This is a genomic window from Stenotrophomonas sp. G106K1, assembly GCF_037969685.1.
In the GTDB taxonomy this organism is placed as follows: Bacteria; Pseudomonadota; Gammaproteobacteria; order Xanthomonadales; family Xanthomonadaceae; genus Stenotrophomonas; species Stenotrophomonas lactitubi.
In genome coordinates this window covers 38461-59019 of the sequence record NZ_JBBPFR010000002.1, presented here as the reverse complement: position 1 = coordinate 59019, position 20559 = coordinate 38461, and the positions used below count along the sequence as shown (strand labels likewise).

The 20559-nt window shown below is 67.5% G+C and carries 22 protein-coding genes; 14 read left to right on the top strand and 8 right to left on the bottom strand.

The window, feature by feature from the left end:
* Positions 1-16: 16 nt before the first annotated feature.
* From WKB25_RS02575 to WKB25_RS02560, 4 genes are all read left to right on the top strand, one after another.
* Positions 17-1351 carry a D-tagatose-bisphosphate aldolase, class II, non-catalytic subunit gene (locus WKB25_RS02575; RefSeq protein ID WP_340568592.1) on the top strand — a complete coding sequence of 445 codons (1335 nt, stop codon included), beginning with the start codon at positions 17-19 and terminating at the stop codon, positions 1349-1351.
* A gap of 33 nt (positions 1352-1384) precedes the next feature.
* Entirely contained in the window at positions 1385-2161 is a 777-nt protein-coding gene (locus tag WKB25_RS02570) for a DeoR family transcriptional regulator (protein WP_340568590.1), read from the top strand.
* Positions 2158-3273, top strand: a complete 1116-nt coding sequence (locus tag WKB25_RS02565; protein ID WP_340568588.1) for an amidohydrolase family protein — start codon at positions 2158-2160, stop codon at positions 3271-3273. Before WKB25_RS02570 ends, WKB25_RS02565 begins: the two co-directional genes overlap by 4 nt.
* A gap of 169 nt (positions 3274-3442) precedes the next feature.
* Complete coding sequence (locus tag WKB25_RS02560) at positions 3443-5254, top strand: MFS transporter (protein WP_340568586.1); 1812 nt, start codon at positions 3443-3445, stop codon at positions 5252-5254.
* Position 5255: 1 nt separating this feature from the next.
* On the opposite strand, the gene WKB25_RS02555 is transcribed toward WKB25_RS02560, so the two are convergent.
* The 4 genes from WKB25_RS02555 to WKB25_RS02540 form a co-directional block, all read right to left on the bottom strand.
* Positions 5256-5750: a hypothetical protein gene (locus WKB25_RS02555; RefSeq protein ID WP_340568585.1), complete on the bottom strand. Its 495-nt coding sequence runs from the start codon at positions 5748-5750 to the stop codon at positions 5256-5258.
* Positions 5750-6301, bottom strand: a complete 552-nt coding sequence (locus tag WKB25_RS02550; RefSeq protein ID WP_312704568.1) for an HdeD family acid-resistance protein — start codon at positions 6299-6301, stop codon at positions 5750-5752. Before WKB25_RS02550 ends, WKB25_RS02555 begins: the two co-directional genes overlap by 1 nt.
* Before the next feature lie 58 nt (positions 6302-6359).
* Positions 6360-7055: a ComF family protein gene (locus WKB25_RS02545; protein ID WP_340568583.1), complete on the bottom strand. Its 696-nt coding sequence runs from the start codon at positions 7053-7055 to the stop codon at positions 6360-6362.
* A 250-nt stretch (positions 7056-7305) separates the two neighbouring features.
* The gene (locus WKB25_RS02540; RefSeq protein WP_340568581.1) at positions 7306-7596 is read right to left on the bottom strand and encodes a hypothetical protein; all 291 of its coding nucleotides are present in this window, start codon (positions 7594-7596) and stop codon (positions 7306-7308) included.
* A 102-nt stretch (positions 7597-7698) separates the two neighbouring features.
* On the opposite strand from WKB25_RS02540, the gene WKB25_RS02535 reads away from it, so the two are divergent.
* Together WKB25_RS02535 and WKB25_RS02530 are read left to right on the top strand one after the other, a co-directional pair.
* Positions 7699-8178 carry an H-NS histone family protein gene (locus WKB25_RS02535; protein ID WP_340568580.1) on the top strand — a complete coding sequence of 160 codons (480 nt, stop codon included), beginning with the start codon at positions 7699-7701 and terminating at the stop codon, positions 8176-8178.
* A 175-nt stretch (positions 8179-8353) separates the two neighbouring features.
* Positions 8354-8917, top strand: coding sequence for a fasciclin domain-containing protein (locus WKB25_RS02530; RefSeq protein ID WP_340568578.1), 564 nt, complete (start codon positions 8354-8356; stop codon positions 8915-8917).
* A gap of 119 nt (positions 8918-9036) precedes the next feature.
* On the opposite strand, the gene WKB25_RS02525 is transcribed toward WKB25_RS02530, so the two are convergent.
* Both WKB25_RS02525 and WKB25_RS02520 read right to left on the bottom strand, forming a co-directional pair.
* Complete coding sequence (locus WKB25_RS02525) at positions 9037-9384, bottom strand: hypothetical protein (protein WP_340568576.1); 348 nt, start codon at positions 9382-9384, stop codon at positions 9037-9039.
* Entirely contained in the window at positions 9384-9950 is a 567-nt protein-coding gene (locus WKB25_RS02520; protein ID WP_340568575.1) for a DUF3658 domain-containing protein, read from the bottom strand. The genes WKB25_RS02525 and WKB25_RS02520 overlap by 1 nt, the downstream gene beginning before the upstream one ends.
* 157 nt (positions 9951-10107) lie before the next feature.
* Between WKB25_RS02520 and bioB the strand changes: the two genes are divergently transcribed.
* From bioB to bioC, 5 genes are all read left to right on the top strand, one after another.
* Positions 10108-11151 (top strand): biotin synthase BioB, encoded by a 1044-nt coding sequence (gene bioB / locus WKB25_RS02515; protein WP_340568574.1) that lies wholly within the window; start codon positions 10108-10110, stop codon positions 11149-11151.
* A gap of 67 nt (positions 11152-11218) precedes the next feature.
* Positions 11219-12442 carry an 8-amino-7-oxononanoate synthase gene (gene bioF / locus WKB25_RS02510; protein WP_340568572.1) on the top strand — a complete coding sequence of 408 codons (1224 nt, stop codon included), beginning with the start codon at positions 11219-11221 and terminating at the stop codon, positions 12440-12442.
* 18 nt (positions 12443-12460) lie between these two features.
* Positions 12461-13240 (top strand): pimeloyl-ACP methyl ester esterase BioH, encoded by a 780-nt coding sequence (gene bioH / locus WKB25_RS02505; protein WP_340568571.1) that lies wholly within the window; start codon positions 12461-12463, stop codon positions 13238-13240.
* 29 nt (positions 13241-13269) lie between these two features.
* Entirely contained in the window at positions 13270-14049 is a 780-nt protein-coding gene (locus tag WKB25_RS02500; protein ID WP_340568569.1) for an SDR family oxidoreductase, read from the top strand.
* A 12-nt stretch (positions 14050-14061) separates the two neighbouring features.
* Complete coding sequence (gene bioC / locus WKB25_RS02495) at positions 14062-14946, top strand: malonyl-ACP O-methyltransferase BioC (protein WP_340568568.1); 885 nt, start codon at positions 14062-14064, stop codon at positions 14944-14946.
* Between the two features lie 165 nt (positions 14947-15111).
* On the opposite strand, the gene WKB25_RS02490 is transcribed toward bioC, so the two are convergent.
* Both WKB25_RS02490 and WKB25_RS02485 read right to left on the bottom strand, forming a co-directional pair.
* Entirely contained in the window at positions 15112-15744 is a 633-nt protein-coding gene (locus WKB25_RS02490; protein ID WP_208082302.1) for a YdcF family protein, read from the bottom strand.
* Positions 15741-16703, bottom strand: coding sequence for a pyridoxal-phosphate dependent enzyme (locus WKB25_RS02485; protein ID WP_340568565.1), 963 nt, complete (start codon positions 16701-16703; stop codon positions 15741-15743). Before WKB25_RS02485 ends, WKB25_RS02490 begins: the two co-directional genes overlap by 4 nt.
* Positions 16704-16862: 159 nt before the next feature.
* Between WKB25_RS02485 and WKB25_RS02480 the strand changes: the two genes are divergently transcribed.
* The 3 genes from WKB25_RS02480 to WKB25_RS02470 all read left to right on the top strand — a co-directional run bounded on the left by WKB25_RS02480 (position 16863) and on the right by WKB25_RS02470 (position 20521).
* Complete coding sequence (locus WKB25_RS02480; protein WP_032952020.1) at positions 16863-17330, top strand: hypothetical protein; 468 nt, start codon at positions 16863-16865, stop codon at positions 17328-17330.
* Positions 17331-17924: 594 nt separating this feature from the next.
* Positions 17925-19814, top strand: coding sequence for a tRNA uridine-5-carboxymethylaminomethyl(34) synthesis enzyme MnmG (mnmG, locus tag WKB25_RS02475; RefSeq protein WP_340568563.1), 1890 nt, complete (start codon positions 17925-17927; stop codon positions 19812-19814).
* Positions 19815-19990: 176 nt separating this feature from the next.
* Entirely contained in the window at positions 19991-20521 is a 531-nt protein-coding gene (locus WKB25_RS02470; protein WP_340568561.1) for a gamma carbonic anhydrase family protein, read from the top strand.
* Positions 20522-20559 lie beyond the last annotated feature (38 nt).

Here is a 20559-nt window from a genome sequence, read left to right as displayed (position 1 = left end):
TGTCCGGAGCCTGACCATGTCCCCGTTGCAGACCCTGCTTGCCTCCCACCGCGACGGTGCCAACGTCGGCCTGTACAGCGTCTGCTGCAGCAACGAGCAGGTGCTGCGTGCGGCCATGCACGTGGCGTTGGCGCACGATACCGTGCTGCTGATCGAAGCCACCTCCAACCAGGTCGACCAGTTCGGCGGCTACACCGGCATGACCCCGCCGCAGTACCGCGACTACGTCGGCACCCTGGCCGATGAGGAAGGCTTCCCGCGCGAGCGCCTGATCCTCGGCGGCGACCACCTCGGCCCGAACGCCTGGCAGAAACGCCCGGCTGCCGAAGCGATGACCCATGCGCGCGTGCTGATCGAAGCCTACGTCGCCGCTGGTTTCCACAAGATCCACCTGGACTGCAGCATGTCCTGCGCCGATGACCCGGTGCCGCTGCCCGATGCCATCGTCGCTGCACGTTCGGCCGAACTGGCTGAAATCGCCGAGCGCACCGCCGCCGAACACGGCCTGCCGCCGCCGGTCTATGTGATCGGCACCGAAGTGCCGATTCCCGGGGGCGAAGCCTCGCTGGCCGGTGGCCTGCAGGTGACCACCCCGGCCGCAGCCGCACAGACCCTGGCCATCCACCAGCAGGCCTTCGATACCCCGCAGCTGCGCGATGCATGGCAGCGCGTGCTGGCCATGGTGGTGCAGCCGGGCGTGGACTTCGACCACAGCAGCGTGCACGAGTACGACGCTGCCGCCGCCAGCGAACTGGCCGACTTCCTCGAACAGCAGCCGCGCATCGTGTTCGAAGCGCATTCCACCGACTACCAGCGCGAAAGTGGCCTGCATGCCCTGGTGCGCGACCATTTCGCCATCCTCAAGGTCGGCCCCGCGGCCACCTTCGCCTACCGCGAAGCGCTGTTCGCGCTGGCTGCGATCGAAGCCGAGCTGCTGCCGGCCGCGCAGTGCTCGCGCCTGCCGCAGGTGCTGGACGAAGTGATGGTGGCCCAGCCGAAGTCCTGGCAGTCCTATTACCAAGGCGACGAGGCGACCCTGCGCCTGCTGCGCAGCTATTCCTTCAGCGACCGCTGCCGCTACTACTGGGGCGAGCCGGCGCTGCTGCAGGCCGTGCAGACCCTGTTCGCCAACCTGGAACAGCACGCGCCGCCGCTGGTGCTGCTCAGCCAGTACCTGCCCGAGCAGTACCGCGTCGTGCGCGAGGGCACCCTGGCCAATACGCCTACCGCCCTGGTGCAGCATCGGATCGGCCTGTGCCTGGGCGAATACGCACGCGCCTGCAGCGCCAACCAGGCTGGAAGCCGCAAGCACAACGAAAGTTCGGCTGCCGCCGATCTTGCGAACGGCTAATCTCTACCTTTCCCCGCGAAACCGAGAATGGCCATGCGCAACACCCGCTCCCGCCGGCAACAGATCCTGCAGCTGCTGATCGAGCACGGCTCGGTGCAGGTGGCTGACCTGGTCGAGCGTTTTGGCGTGTCGGCGGTGACCATCCGTGCCGACCTGACCCACTTCGAAGCACAGGGGCTGGCCACGCGTACCCACGGTGGTGCCACCCTGGTGCGTACGCCGCCGCAGGAACAGGACATCCATGAAAAGGATGCGCTGAACCTGCCGCTGAAGGATTCCATCGGCACGGCCGCCGCGCGCCTGGTGCAGGCCGGCGACAACATCATCATCGACTCCGGCTCCACCACGATGACGTTGGCCCGCCACCTGCGCGAACACCGCGATGTAACGGTGATGACCAATGGCCTGAACATCGCCTGGGAACTGGCCAACGCCGCCGGCATCACCGTGCTGTTGACCGGTGGTCTGCTGCGCCAGCAGTCGTTGTCGCTGCAGGGCAGCCAGGCCGAAGCCAGCCTCAATTCCTACAGTTTCGACACGCTGTTCCTGGGCGTGGATGGCCTGGACCTGCAGTTCGGCCTGACCACCCACGACGAAGCCGAAGCCCGCCTCAACCACCGCATGGTCGAACGCGCGCGGCGCATCGTGGTGCTCACCGACGCCTCCAAGTTCGGCCGCGTCAGCCTGCACCGCATCGCCCGCCTCGACCAGATCCACGCCATCATCACCGACGCCGGCATCGACGACGCGACCCGCGAGGGGCTGCAGCGGCTGGGCATCGAAGTGATCATCGCCGAGCCCCCCGCATGACCGATATCCGCTCCCTGCACGGCCGCATCCTCACCCCGTTGGGTTGGCGTCGCGGCCAGGTCCAGTTCGATTCGCACGTGCGCCAGCTGCAGGTGGACGACCACAGCGGCGGCGATGACCCGCGGCTGCCGGTGATCCTGCCCGGTTTCATCGACCTGCACGTGCATGGCGCAGCCGGCGTCGACCTGATGCAGGGCGGCGACGTGGCCCGCACCATCGCCCGCACCCATGCGCGCTTCGGCACCACCACGCTGCTGGCGACCACCATGACCGCCGGCCTGGACGAGATCGAATACGCGCTGCACGGCGTTGCGGCAACAATGGCAGCGCCTGATGCCGATGCCGCCTGCATCGCCGGCGTGCACCTGGAAGGCCCCTTCATCAGCCCGCAGCGGCTGGGCGCACAGCCCAACCGCACGATCGAGGCGACGATGGCGCTGGTGCAGCAGCTGCACGCACTGGCACCGATCCGGGTGATGACGCTGGCGCCGGAGATCGGCGAGCACACCGCGCTGATTCCCGCGCTGTCCGCACTCGGCATCCGCGTGCAGCTCGGCCACAGCGCCGGCACCTATGAGGAAGGCGTTGCCGCATTGCAGGCCGGTGCTTCCGGCTTCACCCATCTGTTCAACGGCATGACCGGCGTCGACCACTACCGGCCTGGCATCGCCGCGGCTGCCCTGGCGCACGCGCAGTACGCCGAGATCATTCCCGACCTGCAGCACATCCACCCGGGCGTGATCCGGCTGGCCGCACGCGCGATTCCACGACTGTACGCAGTGACCGACGCGACGGCCGCCACCGGCATGCCCGACGGCGAGTACGCGCTGGGCGAGCAACGCGTGCACAAGTGTGGCGGCTGCGTGCGCCTGGCCACCGGCTCGCTGGCCGGCAGCGCGCTGACCATGGACCAGGCGCTGCGCAATCTGGTGCAGGTGGGATTGGATCTGGCTGACGCGTCGCAACGCGTGTCCACCTTCCCGGCCGATTACCTGGGCTTGAGCGATCGCGGCCGCATTGCGCCCGACGCCCGTGCCGATCTGGTGGTGCTGGATGCCGAACTGCGCCTGCAGCAGGTGGTGGTCGGTGGCCGCGTGATCGACCTGCACTAGGCGACGCACGTCTGTAGAGCCGAGCCATGCTCGGCTGCTTTTCGCACCGACATCGACGACGTCCGCGCCGCGCTTCGCGCGGCAAGCCGAGCATGGCTCGGCTCTACATGAAGCGCGCAAGCGCATTGCATCAGCCACGCACCATCCCCGTTATTCCAGGAATACGCCGATGACCGCAGCCACTGCACCTGCCGTACCCGCTTCCACCGCCCCGCGCTGGCCCGTGCGCTATCTGCTGTTCATCGGCGGCCTCGGTGGCCTGCTGTACGGCATCGACATCGGCATCATCGCCGGCGCCCTGCCCTATCTTGAAGCCACTGCCAGCCACGCCTGGCAGCTCAGCAGCCAGCAGCTCGGTTTCGTCGTCGCTGCAGTGCTGCTCGGCAGCGTGCTGTCCTCGCTGTTCGCCGGCATGATCGCCGACCTCATCGGCCGTCGCGGTGCGATGCTGCTGGCCGGCATCCTGTTCACCGCCAGCATCCCGATCATGGCGCTGGCCTCGGGCTACACCCCGCTGCTGCTGGGACGCCTGCTGCAGGGTGTCAGCGGTGGCCTGATCGGCGTGGTCATTCCACTGTACCTGGCTGAAGTGCTCAGCCCCGAGCGGCGCGGTCGCGGTGCGGCGATGTTCCAGCTGCTGCTGACCGTCGGCCTGGTGCTGGCCGCATTGATCGGCCTGTACCACGCGCATGCCGTGGACGCCGCCGCCGAGGCCGTGCGCTCGCTGCCGGTTGCACAGCAGGCGCAGGAACTGTTCACGGTGAAGGACCACGCCTGGCGCACCATCTTCTGGACCTGCCTGGCGCCGGGCCTGCTGTTCTGCGCCGGCATCTTCTGGCTGTCCGAATCGCCACGCTGGCTGGTGCGCCGTGGCCGCATCGATGATGCCCGCCGCAGCCTGCAACGCGTGCTGCCCGCGGCCGATGTCGAGCCCACGCTGGCGCAGATCCAGGCGCCGGAATCGAGCAGCAGCAGCGGCAAGCGCGACCCACTGCTCAGCCGTCGCTACGTGGTGCCGTTCGTGCTGGCCTGCGTGGTGCTGGCCTGCACCCAGGCCACCGGCATCAACTCGGTGCTGGCCTATGCGGTGAATATCCTCAACCAGGCAGGCCTGTCCGGCTCGGTCGCCAACGGTGCCGACGTGGCGATCAAGCTGCTCAACGCGGTGATGACCGTGGTCGCGCTGCTGCTGGTCGACCGCAAGGGCCGCAAGTTCCTGCTGATGCTGGGTAGCGGTGGCATCTGCGTTGCCTTGCTGGCTGCAGCAACGCTGTTCTTCCAGGCCGAGCGTGGCCGCGCCGACGTACAGCCGCAGCTGCAGGCCGCAGTAAGTGGCGATGGCCTGCATCTGGTACTGGACGACGCGCAGTGGCAACGTCTTGCCGGTGGCATCGACCGTGAGGGGCGACCACTGCAGCTGACCGTGTCCTACGCCTATGGCGACTTCACCAACGTGCGTGCGCTGCGCAGCGACAACCTGACCGACCGCGAGCTGCGCATCGAACGCGCGGGCACCGTACAGCCGGACAGCATCATCGGCGCGTTCTTCCGCACGGTGCACCTGAATCCGTTCGCCGACCCGGCCAGCGCCGCGCAGGCACCGCTGCGCATCGAGCAGGCACGCATCGGCCCGATCCCGCCGCCGGCGCATGGCTGGGCCGTCGCCGCCTGCATCCTGGTGTTCGTGGCGTTCTTCGCGGTCGGCCCCGGCGTGTGCGTATGGCTGGCGCTGTCCGAGCTGATGCCCAACCGCATCCGCTCCAACGGCATGAGCATCGCGCTGCTGATCAACCAGTTCGTGTCCACCACCATCGCCGCGATCTTCCTGCCCACGGTGGGGCACTACGGCTACGCCAGCATGTTCCTGTTCTGGGCCGGCTGCACGTTCGTGTTCTTCCTGGTGGCCGCGTTGTGGCTGCCGGAAACCAAGGGCCGCTCGCTGGAAGAGATCGAAGCCGGCTTTGCAGGAAAGCAGCGCTGATTCAGCGCTGCTGTGACGGCGCAGGGCCGCCGTGGACGATGTAGCGCGCCATGTCGTGCACTTCGGCCACGCTCATGTCCGTACCAACCACCTGCATGGACTCGCCAAAAGGGCCCGCTATGGTGGCCACGGACAGCACGTGGTCATCGACGGTAAGGGCGACCTGCTTGCCCACCAGGGCCTCGGTCGCGTGCAGCAACCGGTCGACGGACTCCTTGCGGAACGTCAGTTCGAGCACGGGCTGGTGGGCGGCGTCCAGCTCCGCTCGCACGTCGAGGATATCGGCACTGGTGAGCATCGGCGGCTCTTTCACGGCGATGCTGCGCCCTTGCCACTGCAGGGTAGCGCGGCCATCGGGATCGACCACACGCATCTGCACCTGCACGCCCTGCCGCGGCGGATGCCGTGTCTCCGCCGGAAGCACCCGGTTGCAGCCCACCAGCAGCAACACTGCGAGGCCGCTGCCGAGCAGCGCCCATCTGCTCCAGCCCCACATCAGCGCAGCTTCCTCAACTTGAACGCCACCAGCACCTGCAGCACGCCGTACAGCAGGCTGCCGATACCGATCCACAGCGTGGTCACCGCCACGCCTGCATAGGGGTTGGCTGCGAACAGCAGGCCCAGCACGATGGCCAGCACGCCGCTGAGGATCAGCAGCCACTCCCCCTGGATCTGCTTGCGTACGCGTAGGGCGAAGACGATGCGGTAGATGCCCGCCACCAGCAGCCATGCCGCCAGGAACAGCACCAGCACGCTGGCGGTGGCCAGCGGATTGATCACGGCCAGCACGCCGAAGCCCAGCGAGGCAACCACGTACAGCAGCAGCCAGCCGCGCGAGGCGCCACTGGCACCGGTGATCAGCGCCAGCAGACTGATGACGCCCTCGACGATGGCCATCACGCCCAGCGTCCACGCCAGCGCGATGGCTGCCGACATCGGCCAGCCGATCGCGATGATGCCGAAGCCCAGCGCGACCAGACCGTACAGCAGCAGGATCCACCAGCTGCGTCCAACGGCCGACAACAGGGGAGACAAGGGGGAATTCATGACCACTCCTTCGATCCGGGTTCGTGCTCATCCTAGCCCTTGCGGATGAAAGGAGCGATCACGGCACGCGCGCGCAGACCCATGCACGCACCTCCCCTGCACCCACCAGCCGCAGTGTCTCTGCAATTTCCAGCATGGTGCTGCCAGTGGTCATCACATCGTCGACGATGGTCAGCCGCGCTGGCACGGCGCCGCGCACATCGAAGGCGTCGAACAGGTTGTCGCGGCGCTGCTCGGCACTGCGTTCGGACTGCGGCGCGGTGTGGCGACGACGATACAGCCCGCGCCACGTCGGCAACTGCAGCAGGCGGCACAGTTCAGCAGCCTGGTCGTAGCCACGTTGACGCAGGCGCTTGCGGTGCAGCGGCACGGGTACCAGCGGCGCGCACGACCACGGCGGTGGATTGCGCAGCATCAACTGCGCAAGCAGGCGTCCGGCAGCCAGGTCCTGATGGAACTTGTAGCGGACCAGCAGCTGATCGACCGGCGGCAGGTACAGCAGGCTGGCATGGGTTGCGGTCTGCGCTGGCGGCTCATCGCGGCAGGTCCCGCAGATGGGCAGGGCTTCATCCGGTAGCGGCAGCGCGCAGCGAAGGCAGGCGCGACCCGCCCACGGCAGATCGGCGAGGCAGGCGGGGCAGAGATCGAGGGTGTCATGACCGCGCTCGCTGCAGACCAGGCAGCGCAGGGGCAGCAGCAGGCGAAAGGCGGATGGCAATAGCTGGCCAAGGGCGGAAGGCAGTGGGAGGCGCATGCCGCAGCATCTCCCTGCAGGCGCAGGCTGCCCATAGGCATATCCAGCGTATTCGCGTCAGGGAAGAGACTGATCCGTCTCTCCCACTTACTGGCTGGGGTCCTCAAAGTGACGGCAGTGTTTCCGCTTTCGCTTGGGAACCCGGTCCGTATCCACAGGCCTCCAGTTCCTCACCGTGCCGCTCGGTCTTCTGCAGCCAGGGCTATGCACATCGACCAGCGCCGTGCACGAAACTCCGAACGGATCGACGTCAGGCGCGCGTAAGCGCGATCCATCGGTAGCCGAAATAGACGGCGCCTGCGGCCACGGGTGCCAGACTTATCCAGAGCGGCAGCCCGAGCACGAAGAACATCAGCGAGGCGGCGGCAAGCGCGAGGATCGACAGCCCGATCACCCTGATATCGAACAACGCGATGTCCGCTGCGTCTTCTTTCCAGGTGTTTTGCGCCCGGCCCCTGCTGGCGCGCTGCCGACGCAGCAGCCATACATCGGAGACGTAGCTGGCTATCCCTTCCAACAGATCACCGATGAAGCCAGACATGGACGATCCCTGACGGCCGGATTGAAGGGGTAGATCTTCATGGCGCGCGCGTTGGCCCGTCAAGCGATTGTTCCCGGGGCCCGGGGGAGCCGATCCAGCGTGATGGATCGTGGCATGCGCTGCTTGACAGGCAACCGGGATGTCCTGACTCTCCGCAGCATGACTATCGACGTTGAACATCTGAGCCTGCGCGAACTGAACGCCCTTGTGGCTGCTGCCGAGCAGCGGAGGGCGCTGGTCGCCAGCCGCCGCCCGGTTGCCGTCGTGCGCCGCAAGCTGATCGCCTTCGCTGCGCAATGCGGTTACACGATCGAGGAACTGATCGGCACCGCGCCCGCCGAGGCCACGGCGCCGGCCAGAAAACCTGCCGCACGGCGCAAGCCCGGCAAGGTGGCCGCCAAGTACCGCGACCCTGACAACAAGCGCAATACGTGGTCCGGCCGTGGCCGGATGCCGCGCTGGCTTGCCGAGAAGACCAAGCATGGCCGCAGCCCCGCTGATTTCCTGATTCCCGGGCTGGGCCGGTCCGCCGCTCGCAAGACCAGCACGATCGGCCAGCGAACGGTCTTCAAACAAGGCTGACTGCAGACGCTGGGCGCCCGGAGCGGACGCTGGCCGGCCGCTCACGGCGCCGTCTCATCGCTGAACCGTGCAGCCAACGCGCGCGTTTCCAGGTACGGCGGTGCATCCGCTGGTCTGCCTGCTGCGTACCTTCCATGCCCCCATGCCGGGGGCGGAAGTACCCAGGAGACGCACCATGCACGCTCTTCTTCAACGTATCGCCCTCACCGCCAGCCTTGCTGTGCTCTGCGGCACCGCCTCGGTCAGCTTCGCCGCTGACACGGTGATGGTCGGTGGCGCTGCGATGTACCCGAACAAGACCATCGTTGAGAACGCCCTCAACTCGAAGGATCACACCACGCTGGTGGCAGCCGTGAAGGCCGCCGGGCTGGTGGACACGCTCAATGGCAAAGGCCCGTTCACGGTCTTTGCGCCCACCAACGAAGCATTCGCCAAGTTGCCCGCAGGCACGGTCGACACCCTGATCAAGCCGGAGAACAAGGCAGACCTGACCAAGATCCTGACCTACCACGTGGTCGCCGGCACCCATACCTCGCAGCAGTTGATGGCCGACGCCAGGAAGCACGGCGGCACGGTGTCGCTGAAGACAGTGGAAGGCGAGCCGCTGACCGTGAAGCTGCACGACGGCGCGCTTTGGGTGGTTGATGCCAAGGGCGGCAAGGCCGCCATCAGCATTGCCGATGTCAGGCAGTCCAATGGCGTGATCCATGTCGTGGACACGGTGCTGATGCCGAAGTGATCTGATGCGCCGGGCGGGCACTCACGCGAGTGCCCGATCTGGTGTGGGCTTACGGCCGGGCCTCTGCAAGAACGCGCTCCTGCAGCGGCATCCGCAGCACTTGTGAGATGTAGCAGACGTCATGCCCCGAGACGATTGAGTACGTGCACCAGCTCCAACTGGTTGCAGCCTGCGGCGGGCAGCACGCCATCCGCGCCCGGCACTCCTATCTCGAACCCATGCTCCACATCCTCGAAGTACAGCAGGCCCTGTGGAAAGTGAGCCACGACCAGCACCGGCTCAATCAACCCCAAGCGATGCAACCGCACCGTATGGATCGGCACCCTCAGCACCGCAAAGGCAGCTTGCTGCTGCGGCGAGCAATCCTGCAGCTGGCGCGCAATCAACGCTTCCAGTTCCTGCACGGTCATCGGTTCCCAGCTGTCCACCTGGACTCCTGCAGTTTCACTTCCCGCTGTCGGCAGCATCAGCGTACGCTCCGCACCTCGCAATAGCGCATGCGCGACAGATCACCTACGGCCTCCAGCACGCCCCGCTCGACCAGCTTGCGCACACGTCCTGCGTAGAACACATCTGGAATTCCAGGCTGACGCTTGGGGTCCAGCGACATGGCCGTGCCCACGACATAGGCGACGTTGCGGAACTGGCCGTCACAGTGGGAAAGCAACTGCTGATCGATCCACGCGATGTCCTCGTCGGTCAGCGCTGCGATGCGGTGCCGCTGCTCGTCGGTGAGGTGCGCGTCGCTGTCCGGTGCATCGTCAGCATCAGGTAGCCGGCCATTTACAGCCAGCAGGCGGACCAGTACGAAAAAGCCAAAGTCCGCCAACTCTGCCTCAGACAGGCCTTCGGGTTCGGCAAGAATGTTTGGTGGATAATCCTTGAACGTAACAAACGTGTGGTGCTGCCACATACCAGCGGCGTCCGATTTCCGCAGGTCATCCACTACCACGCGCATGCCCCCATCGGGCAGTTCAGCCAGGCTGCACAGCACAGCGTTGCGACGGGTTGCGGCGTTCTTGTGCGTGTCCATGCCGATTCTCATGTTCCATGCGTAGCGGCGAACTTAGCACCACTGCATTTGATCCGGGCCATCACACACTGTAAACCAAAACTATAAATAGATAGTTGACATAAGTTTCGGCCCCACCCAGACTGCGCCCTCGCTCCAGCACTTCCAAGGTCCCGCCATGGCAACCGCCATCCGCCACGACTGGCACCACGACGAACTGCAGGCGCTGTTCGACCTGCCCTTGCCGGAACTGCTGTTCCGCGCCGCCACCGTCCACCGCGAGCACTTCGACCCAGCCCAGGTGCAGGTCTCCACGCTGCTGTCGGTGAAGACCGGTGGCTGCCCGGAAGACTGCGCGTACTGCCCGCAGGCGCAGCGCTACAGCACCGGGGTCAACGCGCAGAAGCTGATGGACACCGACGCGGTGCTGGCCAAGGCACGCCAGGCGAAGGCTGCCGGTGCTTCGCGTTTCTGCATGGGTGCGGCGTGGCGTTCGCCGAAGGACCGCGACATCCCCAAGGTGGCGGCGATGATCGCCGGAGTGAAGGCGCTGGGCATGGAAACCTGCGCCACGCTGGGCATGCTCAGTGGCGAGCAGGCGCGCGCGTTGAAGGACGCCGGCCTGGACTACTACAACCACAACCTCGATACCGCGCCGGACTACTACGATTCGATCATCCACACCCGGCAGTACCAGGATCGGCTGGATACGCTGGGCCATGTGCGCGATGCGGGGCTGAAGACCTGCTGCGGCGGCATCGTCGGCATGGGCGAAACGCGCGCGCAGCGGGTCGGCCTGCTGCTGGCGCTGGCCACCTTGCCGGCACATCCCGATTCGGTGCCGATCAACAAGCTGGTGCAGGTCGCCGGCACGCCGCTGCATGGCAGTGCCGAGCTGGACCCGTTCGAGTTCGTGCGCATGATCGCCGTGGCGCGCATCGCCATGCCGCGTTCGATGGTGCGGCTGTCGGCCGGCCGCGAAGCGATGAGTGACGAACTGCAGGCGCTGTGCTTCCTGGCCGGCGCCAACTCCATCTTCTATGGCGACACGCTGCTGACCACCGGCAACCCGGAAAGCGAGCGCGACATGGCCCTGTTCGCACGGTTGGGGCTGCAGCCGATGGCGGTGCAGGTGGACGCCGATGGTCACGACCATGGCGGCACCGTGCATGCCGATATCAGCGCCGATGCCCCCGGCTGCGGCTGCGCCCACGCGGCCTGAGCCGGCGGCCAAGCAGGCGTCGCGGCAACGCGCTACCCTAGCCGCCCCGTCGCCGCATCCAGCCGCCATGGCACGCCCCGACCTGACCGCCCGCCTCCAAGCCCAGCGCGCGTTGCGCGATGCACAAGGCCGTCGCCGCCCACGGCGCACGGTCACCCGTCGCGATGGTGTGCGCCTGGAAGTCGATGGACGCTGGCTGACCGGCTTCTGCAGCAACGATTACCTGGGCCTGGCCCAGCAGTTCAGCGTGGTCAACGCACTGCAGGATGCCGCCGCGCGCGAAGGTGCCGGTGCCGGTGCTTCGCACCTGGTCTGCGGTCACCACGCGCTGCATGATGCATTGGAACGCGAAGTGGCCGAGTGGCTCGGTTACCCGCGTGCGCTGCTGTTCGGCAGTGGCTTCGCCGCCAACCTGGCCGTGCAGCAGGCGTTGCTGAGCGAAGAGAACGATGTCTGCGTGCAGGACAAGCTCAACCACGCCAGTCTGCTCGATGCCACCCGGCTGGCCGGCGCACGCCTGCGCCGCTACCCGCACCTGGACGCGGAAGGTGCGATGCGCCAGCTCAAGCATGCGCCCGATGGCGCGGCGATGCTGGCCACCGACGGTGTCTTCAGCATGGATGGCGATATCGCGCCGCTGCGTGCGCTGTCGCTGGTCGCGCGCCTGCAGCAGGCGTTGTTCTACGTTGACGATGCGCATGGCGTGGGCGTGCTTGGCGATGGCCGTGGCGCGGTCGCCACCGCCGGCCTGGGCGTGGACGATGTGCCGTTGCAGCTGGTCACCCTGGGCAAGGCGCTCGGCGGTTCCGGGGCGCTGGTGCTCGGCCGCGAGGACCTGATCGAGCACTTGGCCGAAACCGCACGCCCCTACATCTACACCACCGCCATGGCGCCGGCGCTGGCGGCATCCGCACTGGAAGCGGTGCGCCTGGCCCGCCGCGATCATTGGCGGCGCGCGAAGCTGGCCGATCTGATTGCACTGTTCCGCGGCGAAGCGCGCCGTCACGGGCTGGATCTGATGGCATCGGAAACGCCGATCCAGCCGTTGCTCTGTGGCGACGACCACACCGCCGTGGCGATGTCGCAGGCGCTGGAACAGGCCGGCTGGCTGGTCGGCGCGATCCGCCCACCGACCGTGCCGGAGGGCAAGGCGCGCCTGCGCGTCACCTTGTCCGCGCTGCACACCACCGAACAGGTGCGCGGCCTGGTCGAAGCCATCGCCGTTGCACGCAACCGCGTGGCCTTTGCCGCGCGCGAAGTACTGCCACCGTCGTTGCCGGCGCTGGCCTGAGTGATCGTGTAGTTCCCCATGCATATTGAAGTGACCGGCCATGGGCCGGACCTGGTACTGATCCACGGCTGGGCCCTGCAGGGCGGCGTGTTTGCGCCGCTGGTGCAGCGCCTGGCCGATCGGTTCACGCTGCATCTGGTCGACCTGCCCGGCCACGGCCACAGCCGCGACGACAGCACCCCGCTACGCCTGCCGTTCGTGGTCAACGCCATTGCCGCGGCCACGCCGCCGGCGGTGTGGTGCGGCTGGTCACTGGGCGGCCTGTTCGCGCTACACGCGGCGGCCACGCTGCCGAAGGTGCGTGGTCTGGCGATGATCGCCGCCACGCCGCGCTTCGTGCGCGCTGATGACTGGCCGCACGCTGTGGAGCCATCGGTGTTCGAGCAGTTCGGTCGTGACCTGGCGCAGGACTTCAGTGGCACCCTGGAACGTTTCCTGGCACTGGACGTGATGGGTTCGGCGCATGCCCGCGAGGAACTGCGCACCCTGCGCCAGCGCCTGGTCGAACGCGGTGCGCCTGCCGAACGCGCATTGCGCGAGGGCCTGCAGTTGCTGGAGAACACCGACCTGCGCGGCGCCCTGCCCGCACTGGGCAAGCCCAGCCTGTGGATTGCCGGCCAGCGCGACCGTCTGGTCTCGCCGGCCGCGATGCAGGCCGCTGCTGCGCTGGCGCCGGGCGGCCAGTCGCTGACCGTCGCCCATGGCGGCCACGCCCCCTTCCTCGGCCATGCCGATGAAGTGGCAGCCGCTCTGCAACACTTCGTTGCCGGCCTGTCACCAGCCGATGGCGGACAATGAGCCTCCCAACGCTTCTGCAGGACTGACGCATGGATCTGGGCATTTCCGGCCGCTGGGCACTGGTCTGCGGCGCCAGCAAGGGGCTTGGCCTGGGCTGCGCACGGGCGCTGGTGCGCGAAGGCGTGAACGTGGTCATCGTCGCCCGCGGTGACGCTGCGCTGCAGGCCGCGGCTGCGGAACTGCGCACACTGCCCGGTGCCGCTGAAGTGCGCGCCATCGCCGCCGACGTCACTACCGAGGCGGGCCGCGCCCACGCGCTGGCCGCCTGCCCGCAGGTCGACATCCTGGTGACCAACGCCGGTGGCCCGCCGCCGGGCGACTTCCGCACGTTCGAGCGCGACGACTGGATCGCGGCGCTCGACGCCAACATGCTGGCGCCGATCGCGCTGATCCGCGCCACCGTGGACGCGATGATCGAACGCGGCTTCGGCCGCATCGTCAACATCACCTCGTCATCGGTGAAGGCACCCATCGATACGCTGGCGCTGTCCAACGGCGCGCGCAGCGGCCTGACCGGCTTCGTCGCCGGGTTGGCGCGGCGCACTGTCATCCACAACGTCACGATCAACAATCTGCTGCCCGGCCAGTTCGATACCGACCGCCTGCGCGCCAACTTCGCCCACGCGGCGGGGCAGGAGGGTGATGCGCAGGCTGTGGCCGAACGCCGCCGCCAGCAGATCCCCGCCGGTCGCTTCGGCACGCCGGACGAATTCGGCGCCGCCTGCGCCTTCCTGTGCAGTGCACAGGCCGGTTACCTCACCGGACAGAACCTGCTGATCGATGGCGGCGCCTACCCCGGTACGTTCTAAGAGACTTTCGCAATGCCGTCCCACTTCGATGCCCGCCATATCCGCCGCGCCTTTGCACGCGCCGCCAGCAGCTACGACGCTGCCGCCGCCCTGCAGCGCGAGGTGCAGTCGCGGCTGCTGGAATCGCTGGATTACCTGGAGGCGCGCAAGCCGGAGGTGGTGCTGGATATCGGCGCCGGCACCGGCCATGCCAGCGCGCTGATGAAGAAGCGCTGGCCGAAGGCGCAGGTGATCGCGCTGGACGTGGCGCTGCCGATGCTGGACCAGGCCAAGCGCCAGGCTGGCTGGTGGAAGCCGTTCCAGCGCCTGGCCGCCGATGCCACGGCGCTGCCGTTGGCCGACAACAGCGTGGATGTGATCTTCAGCAACCTGTGCCTGCAGTGGGTGGATGACCTGCCGGCGGTGTTCGCCGGTTTCCGCCGCGTGCTCAAGCCCGGTGGGCTGCTGCTGTGTTCGACCTTCGGGCCGGACACGCTGGTCGAGCTCAATGAAGCTTTCGCCGCCGCCGATGACCGTCCGCATGTCAGCCGCTTCGCGCAGATCGCCCAGTTCGGCGATTCGCTGATGATGGCCGGCTTCCGCGACCCGGTACTCGACCGCGACCTGTTCACCCTCACCTACGACGATCTGCCTTCGTTGATGCGCGAGCTGCGCGCGATGGGGGCGACCAACGCGCGGGTCGATCGCCGCCATACGTTGACCGGTCGCGGTCGGTTTGCGGCGGCCGCGGCGGCGTACGAACCGATGCGCCGTGACGATGGCAAGCTGCCCAGCAGCTGGGAAGTGATCTACGCCCATGCCTGGGCACCCGACCCGGGCGCACCGATCCGCGAAGGCGGGCATGACATTGCTTCGGTGCCCGTGTCGGCGATTCCGATCCGGCGCAAGCAGACCTGATCGAGCGGCCGCAGGTCATGCGCCGACCAAGGTCGGCGACTACCGATTCATGCACGGAATCCGCTCTGGTAGTTGCCGACCTTGGTCGGCGCTGTGCTTCCCGTGCCGACCAAGGTCGGCAACTACCAACAGCAGGTCCCGGCCGGCCCCATTGCACGCCTGCCCTCAGGTATTGGCCGGTGAACTCAGCGGCGGCCGTACCAGGTCGCGATGGAAGAAGTAGATCTCCTGCACCAGAAAGCGCCAGCTGGTATGGAAGCTGCGGAAGCGCGTGCTCGGCGTGGACGATGCCAATGCCTGGATGCCCAGCGCCTTGCTCAGGCGCAGCGCGCGCGCCATGTGCAGCGGGTCGCTGACGATGATCACCGAATGCAGCTTGCGCTGGTCCATCAGCCGCTTGGCCTCGACCAGGTTCTGCACGGTATTGCGCGAGGCGGTCTCGATGAGGATCGCCTCATCGGGAATGCCGTGCTTGAGCGCATAGCGCCGGGCCACCTGCGATTCCGAGAAGCGCGCGCCGGTGCCGCCGTAGCCACCGGTAAAGATCAGCAGGGGCGCGTAGCCGGCGTCGTACAGATCCAGGCCGTGGCGGATGCGCTCTTCAAACACCGGCGAGGGCTTGGCATCGTAGGCCGCCGCGCCCAGCACGATGATCGCGTCCGCCTTGGCCGCCTGGTCACGTTCGCCGACCCAGACGATCCAGGCGGTCACCCCCAGCAGCCAGATCACCAGCAGTACGAACAACCGCCACACCCAACCGAACAGGCCGGTGCGTTCGCGATGGCGGCCACGGCTCATGGCGCTCCCCAACGCAGGACAGGCAGATCGACATTGCCGCCGGACAGCACCAGTCCCACGCGCAGGCCGGCAAAGCGCGCGGGTTGGGCAAGCACCGCCGCCAGCACGATCGCCGAGGACGGCTCGACCACCTGCTTGAGCACGTCCCACAGCAGGCGCATCGCCGCCACGGTGGCGGCATCGTCAACCACGATGACTTCGGCGCCTGCGGCCTGCAGCAGCGCGAAGTTGGGTGCGCCGATCAGCGTGCGCAGTCCGTCGCAGATCGTGTCCGGGGTAAATGCTTCCTGCCGCTTGCCAGCCGCCAGCGAACGGGCGGTATCGTCGGCACCGGCCGGTTCGGCCAGCACCAGCCGGGTCTCCGGGCTGGCGTGCTGCAGGGCCAATGCGGTGCCACTGGCCAGGCCACCGCCGCCTACCGGCACCACCAGCACGTCGAACGGACCCTCGCTGTGCAGCAGCTCCAGCGCAGCCGTGCCCTGCCCGGCCATCACTGCCGGGTTGGCGTACGGATGGACCAGGGTGGCGCCGGTATCGGCCTGCACCTTGGCGCAGGTGGCCTCGCGGTCGGCGATGGTGGCCGGGCAGCGCCAGAGGGTGGCGCCATGCCGGGCAATGTTCGCCAGCTTGGCGGCCACTGCCCCTTCGGGCACCACCACATGGCAGGGAATGCCCCGTGTGCGGGCAGCCAGCGCCAAGGCGGCGCCGTGGTTGCCGGAGGAATGGGTCACAACACCGGCACCGGCGTGACCGGCGTCCAGCGACCACACCGCATTGCACGCACCGCGGAACTTGAACGCGCCGCCGCGCTGCAGGTGCTCGGCCTTGAACGCCAGCTGCGCACCGGCCAGTGCGTCCAGCGTGCGCGAGCGCAGCACCGGGGTCACGCTGGCATGGGGCGCGATCCGCGCGGCGGCGGCGAGGACGTCATCAGCGCGGGGCAACAGTGAATCGCTCATGACGCAAGATTAACGTATGCCTCCGCGCTGGCGAGGGCGCCATCGGTCATGCCAGCATGCTGGCGTACACCGCCATTCATCCTGGGCGGCGAAATTAAGGGCTGATTCAACGCCGGCGGCTGAAGCTGCCTGCATACCCGTCCTCTGGGGGGACCCATCATGAAAACGCGCCTGATGCTTGCCGGTGGCCTGCTGCTGGCCCTGACCGGTTGCACCACCTACGACTATGTCGGTGGCCGCGGCGGTGGCTATTACCACGGTGCGCCGTCGGTGGAGTACCGCTACCCCTATGGCTACCCGGCCGACTACGGCTATCCGTATTACGGCGGCGGTGGCTATTACGGCTATGGCGGCCCGTACTACCAGCGGCCGATCTACCGCCCGCCGCACCACAACCACCGCCCGCCGCCGCGTCCGGGCAATGGCGGCGAAAACCGCCCGCCACCGCCGCCGCGCCAGAACAATGGCGGCTCGCCCTGGCGCAACATGGATTCGATGCGTCGACCGCCGCAGCCTGCACAGCGGGTCGAGCGCCCCTCGCCGCCGCCGCAGGCCCGTCCGGCTCCGGCTCCGCGTGCGCCGAGGATGAACAGTTCCCCCTGGCGTGCCATGGATCGTGAGAGATAGCGCACAGTTGACGCTTGTTCCATCTTGCATTTCACACGGTCCAAGCCTCAATCTACGCAGGTGGTGACGGCCAGCGTCACAAAGTGACAAAAGCGTTAAGAGGCCGTCCCAAAAAGCTCTGCGTCGATATCCGACAGGAACATCTGGATCCCCCCTGTTCCGGCCCTGTCGGATGTCGGCACCTTTAAAGACGAACGGCCCCGCAGTGCGGGGCCGTTTGCTGTCCGGGGCGCCGCAACGGCATCCACGCATGGCGTGGATCTACCTGCAGGGCGCCCGGGACAGTAGATCCACGCCATGCGTGGATGGCGCTTTCCCGGAAGCCAAAAAAAACAGGGCCGGACAGTCGCCCGACTGCCGGCCCCTCTGCTTCCCCACCGTGCGCCTGTACCGGCCCCTGTTCCAATTCCGGTCACCAGCGCCTGCGACGCCAGCCACGGTGGGTGCTATTGGGTTATCTGCAAAAATCCTGCCAACTTTAGGGTTGATTTCGACGCCAGCCGGCCGGCGCCGACGCCCCTGCCCCGATTGGCGCTAAAATCGCCACCCCGGCGCGGCCCCCCGGCTGCGCCCGTCCCTTGCTGAACAGCCCCCATGATCGATTCCTTCCATCGTTACGACGTCATCGTCATCGGCGGTGGCCACGCCGGCACCGAGGCCGCGCTGGCTGCGGCCCGTACCGGCGTGCGCACCCTGCTGCTGACCCACAACATCGAAACGGTCGGGGCGATGAGCTGCAACCCGGCCATCGGCGGCATCGGCAAGGGCCATCTGGTCAAGGAAATCGACGCCCTCGGCGGTGCGATGGCGCATGCCGCCGACCGCGCCGGCATCCAGTGGCGCACGCTCAATGCCTCCAAGGGCCCGGCCGTGCGCGCCACCCGCTGCCAGGCGGACCGCAACCTGTACCGCATGGCGATCCGCGCCATCGTCGAGGGCCAGGCCAACCTGACCGTGTTCCAGGCGGCGGTGGATGACCTGATCATCGAGGGCGACGCCGTGCGCGGGGTCATCACCCAGACCGGACTGCGTTTCGACGCCGAGGCCGTGGTGCTGACCGCCGGCACCTTCCTGGCCGGCAAGATCCACGTCGGCCCGACCCAGTACGCTGCCGGCCGCATGGGCGATCCGCCGGCCACCACGCTGGCCGCGCGCCTGCGCGAGCGGCCGTTCCAGGTGGACCGCCTGAAGACCGGCACGCCGCCGCGCATCGACGGCCGTTCGCTGGACTACAGCGTGATGGACGAACAGCCCGGCGACACGCCTCGCCCGGTGATGTCCTTCCTCGGCTCGGTGGACGAGCATCCGCAGCAGGTCAGCTGCTGGATCACCCACACCAGCGAGCAGACCCACCAGATCATCCGCGACGCCCTGCACCGCTCGCCGCTGTACAGCGGCCAGATCGAAGGCATCGGCCCGCGCTACTGCCCGTCCATCGAAGACAAGGTGGTGCGCTTCGCCGAGAAGGCCAGCCACCAGATCTTTGTAGAGCCGGAAGGCCTGGGCATCGTCGAGATCTACCCCAACGGCATTTCCACCTCGCTGCCGTTCGACGTGCAGCTGGAGATGGTGCGCAGCATCCACGGTTTCGCCAACGCGCACATCACCCGCCCTGGTTACGCCATCGAGTACGACTTCTTCGACCCGCGCGGGCTGAAGGCCTCGCTGGAAACCAAGCTGGTCAACGGCCTGTTCTTCGCCGGCCAGATCAACGGCACCACCGGTTACGAAGAAGCCGCCGCGCAGGGCCTGCTGGCTGGCCTCAACGCCGCACGCCAGGTGCGTGGCCTGGAGGGCTGGTGCCCGCGTCGCGATGAAGCCTACCTCGGCGTGCTGGTGGACGACCTGATCACCCACGGCACCAACGAGCCGTACCGCATGTTCACCAGCCGCGCCGAATACCGCCTGCAGCTGCGCGAAGACAATGCCGACCAGCGCCTGACCCCGGCCGGGCGCGACATGGGCCTGGTCGATGACCGCCGCTGGCGTGCGTTCGAGACCAAGCAGGCCGCCGTGGCCGCCGAGCGCACGCGCCTGGGCGCGCTGTGGGCGACGCCGGCCAATGCGCTGGGCCGCGAAGTACAGGAAACGCTGGGCGTGGCGGTCAGCCGCGAAACCAACGTGCTCGACCTGATCAAGCGCCCGGAACTGGATTACGCGCAGCTGATGCAGGTGCCCTCGCTCGGCCCGGCCGTGGCCGATGGCAAGGTGGCCGAACAGGTGGAAATCGGGGTGAAGTACGCCGGTTACCTGGATCGCCAGCGCGAGGAGATCGAGCGCCAGCAGCGGCATGAAGCAACGCCGATTGCCGGCGATTTCGACTACGCCATCGTGCGCGGGCTCTCAGCTGAAGCGCTGCAGAAGCTGGAGCGCGTGCGACCGCAGACCATCGGCCAGGCACAGCGCATTCCGGGCATGACCCCGGCAGCGATCTCGCTGCTGCTGGTGCACCTGGAACGCGCGCGGCGCGGACGCGTGGCGTAACGCGGGATCGGCAAATGCCATCCACGCATGGCGTGGATCTACTCGCGGTCCGATCTGGTAGGTGTCGACCTTGGTCGACACGGATGCATGAAGCATCCCGGTCGCTGCAGGCGCCCGCAGGGTCGGCATCGGCAGAGCGCGTATCATCGTCGTGTCAGCCCCACCTGGAGACACCGATGACCCCGCTGCGCCCTTTCCGCGACAAGATGCCGGTACTCGGCCAGCGCGTGTATGTCGATCCGGCCTGCACCATCATCGGTGATGTCGAACTGGCCGACGACGTGTCGGTCTGGCCGGGCACGGTCATCCGGGGCGACGTCAATGTCGTCCGCATCGGTGCACGCACCAATGTGCAGGACGGCACCATCATCCACGTCAGCCACCACAGCCCGTACAACAAGGCTGGCTACCCGACCCTGATCGGCGAAGGCGTGACCGTCGGCCATGGCTGCATCATCCACGCCTGCAGCATCGGCGATTACAGCCTGATCGGCATGGGCGCGTGCATCCTCGACGGCGCCCGGGTCGAGCGCCATGGCTTCGTCGGTGCCGGTGCAGTGGTCGGCCCCGGCAAGGTGGTGGGCGAAGGCGAACTGTGGGTGGGCAACCCCGCCCGTCCGGCGCGCACGCTCAGCGACAAGGAGATCGAGTCGCTGCATTATTCGGCCGACCACTACGTGCGGCTGAAGGACGAGTACCTGGGCTGAGCCCGCATCACGGGTGGCCGGGCTCTGCTAAAGTCTGG

Coding starts and splice junctions, on each gene's coding strand:
- WKB25_RS02500 (WP_340568569.1), top strand. CDS start 13,270: ATGGATCTGGGCATTTCCGGCCGCTGGGCACTGGTCTGCGGCGCCAGC.
- bioH (WP_340568571.1), top strand. CDS start 12,461: ATGCATATTGAAGTGACCGGCCATGGGCCGGACCTGGTACTGATCCAC.
- WKB25_RS02530 (WP_340568578.1), top strand. CDS start 8,354: ATGCACGCTCTTCTTCAACGTATCGCCCTCACCGCCAGCCTTGCTGTG.
- WKB25_RS02570 (WP_340568590.1), top strand. CDS start 1,385: ATGCGCAACACCCGCTCCCGCCGGCAACAGATCCTGCAGCTGCTGATC.
- WKB25_RS02550 (WP_312704568.1), bottom strand. CDS start 6,301: ATGAATTCCCCCTTGTCTCCCCTGTTGTCGGCCGTTGGACGCAGCTGG.
- WKB25_RS02480 (WP_032952020.1), top strand. CDS start 16,863: ATGAAAACGCGCCTGATGCTTGCCGGTGGCCTGCTGCTGGCCCTGACC.
- WKB25_RS02560 (WP_340568586.1), top strand. CDS start 3,443: ATGACCGCAGCCACTGCACCTGCCGTACCCGCTTCCACCGCCCCGCGC.
- WKB25_RS02490 (WP_208082302.1), bottom strand. CDS start 15,744: ATGAGCCGTGGCCGCCATCGCGAACGCACCGGCCTGTTCGGTTGGGTG.
- bioB (WP_340568574.1), top strand. CDS start 10,108: ATGGCAACCGCCATCCGCCACGACTGGCACCACGACGAACTGCAGGCG.
- WKB25_RS02535 (WP_340568580.1), top strand. CDS start 7,699: ATGGATCGTGGCATGCGCTGCTTGACAGGCAACCGGGATGTCCTGACT.
- WKB25_RS02565 (WP_340568588.1), top strand. CDS start 2,158: ATGACCGATATCCGCTCCCTGCACGGCCGCATCCTCACCCCGTTGGGT.
- WKB25_RS02555 (WP_340568585.1), bottom strand. CDS start 5,750: ATGTGGGGCTGGAGCAGATGGGCGCTGCTCGGCAGCGGCCTCGCAGTG.
- WKB25_RS02485 (WP_340568565.1), bottom strand. CDS start 16,703: ATGAGCGATTCACTGTTGCCCCGCGCTGATGACGTCCTCGCCGCCGCC.
- mnmG (WP_340568563.1), top strand. CDS start 17,925: ATGATCGATTCCTTCCATCGTTACGACGTCATCGTCATCGGCGGTGGC.
- WKB25_RS02470 (WP_340568561.1), top strand. CDS start 19,991: ATGACCCCGCTGCGCCCTTTCCGCGACAAGATGCCGGTACTCGGCCAG.
- WKB25_RS02575 (WP_340568592.1), top strand. CDS start 17: ATGTCCCCGTTGCAGACCCTGCTTGCCTCCCACCGCGACGGTGCCAAC.
- WKB25_RS02545 (WP_340568583.1), bottom strand. CDS start 7,055: ATGCGCCTCCCACTGCCTTCCGCCCTTGGCCAGCTATTGCCATCCGCC.
- bioC (WP_340568568.1), top strand. CDS start 14,062: ATGCCGTCCCACTTCGATGCCCGCCATATCCGCCGCGCCTTTGCACGC.
- WKB25_RS02520 (WP_340568575.1), bottom strand. CDS start 9,950: ATGGACACGCACAAGAACGCCGCAACCCGTCGCAACGCTGTGCTGTGC.
- WKB25_RS02525 (WP_340568576.1), bottom strand. CDS start 9,384: ATGCTGCCGACAGCGGGAAGTGAAACTGCAGGAGTCCAGGTGGACAGC.
- WKB25_RS02540 (WP_340568581.1), bottom strand. CDS start 7,596: ATGTCTGGCTTCATCGGTGATCTGTTGGAAGGGATAGCCAGCTACGTC.
- bioF (WP_340568572.1), top strand. CDS start 11,219: ATGGCACGCCCCGACCTGACCGCCCGCCTCCAAGCCCAGCGCGCGTTG.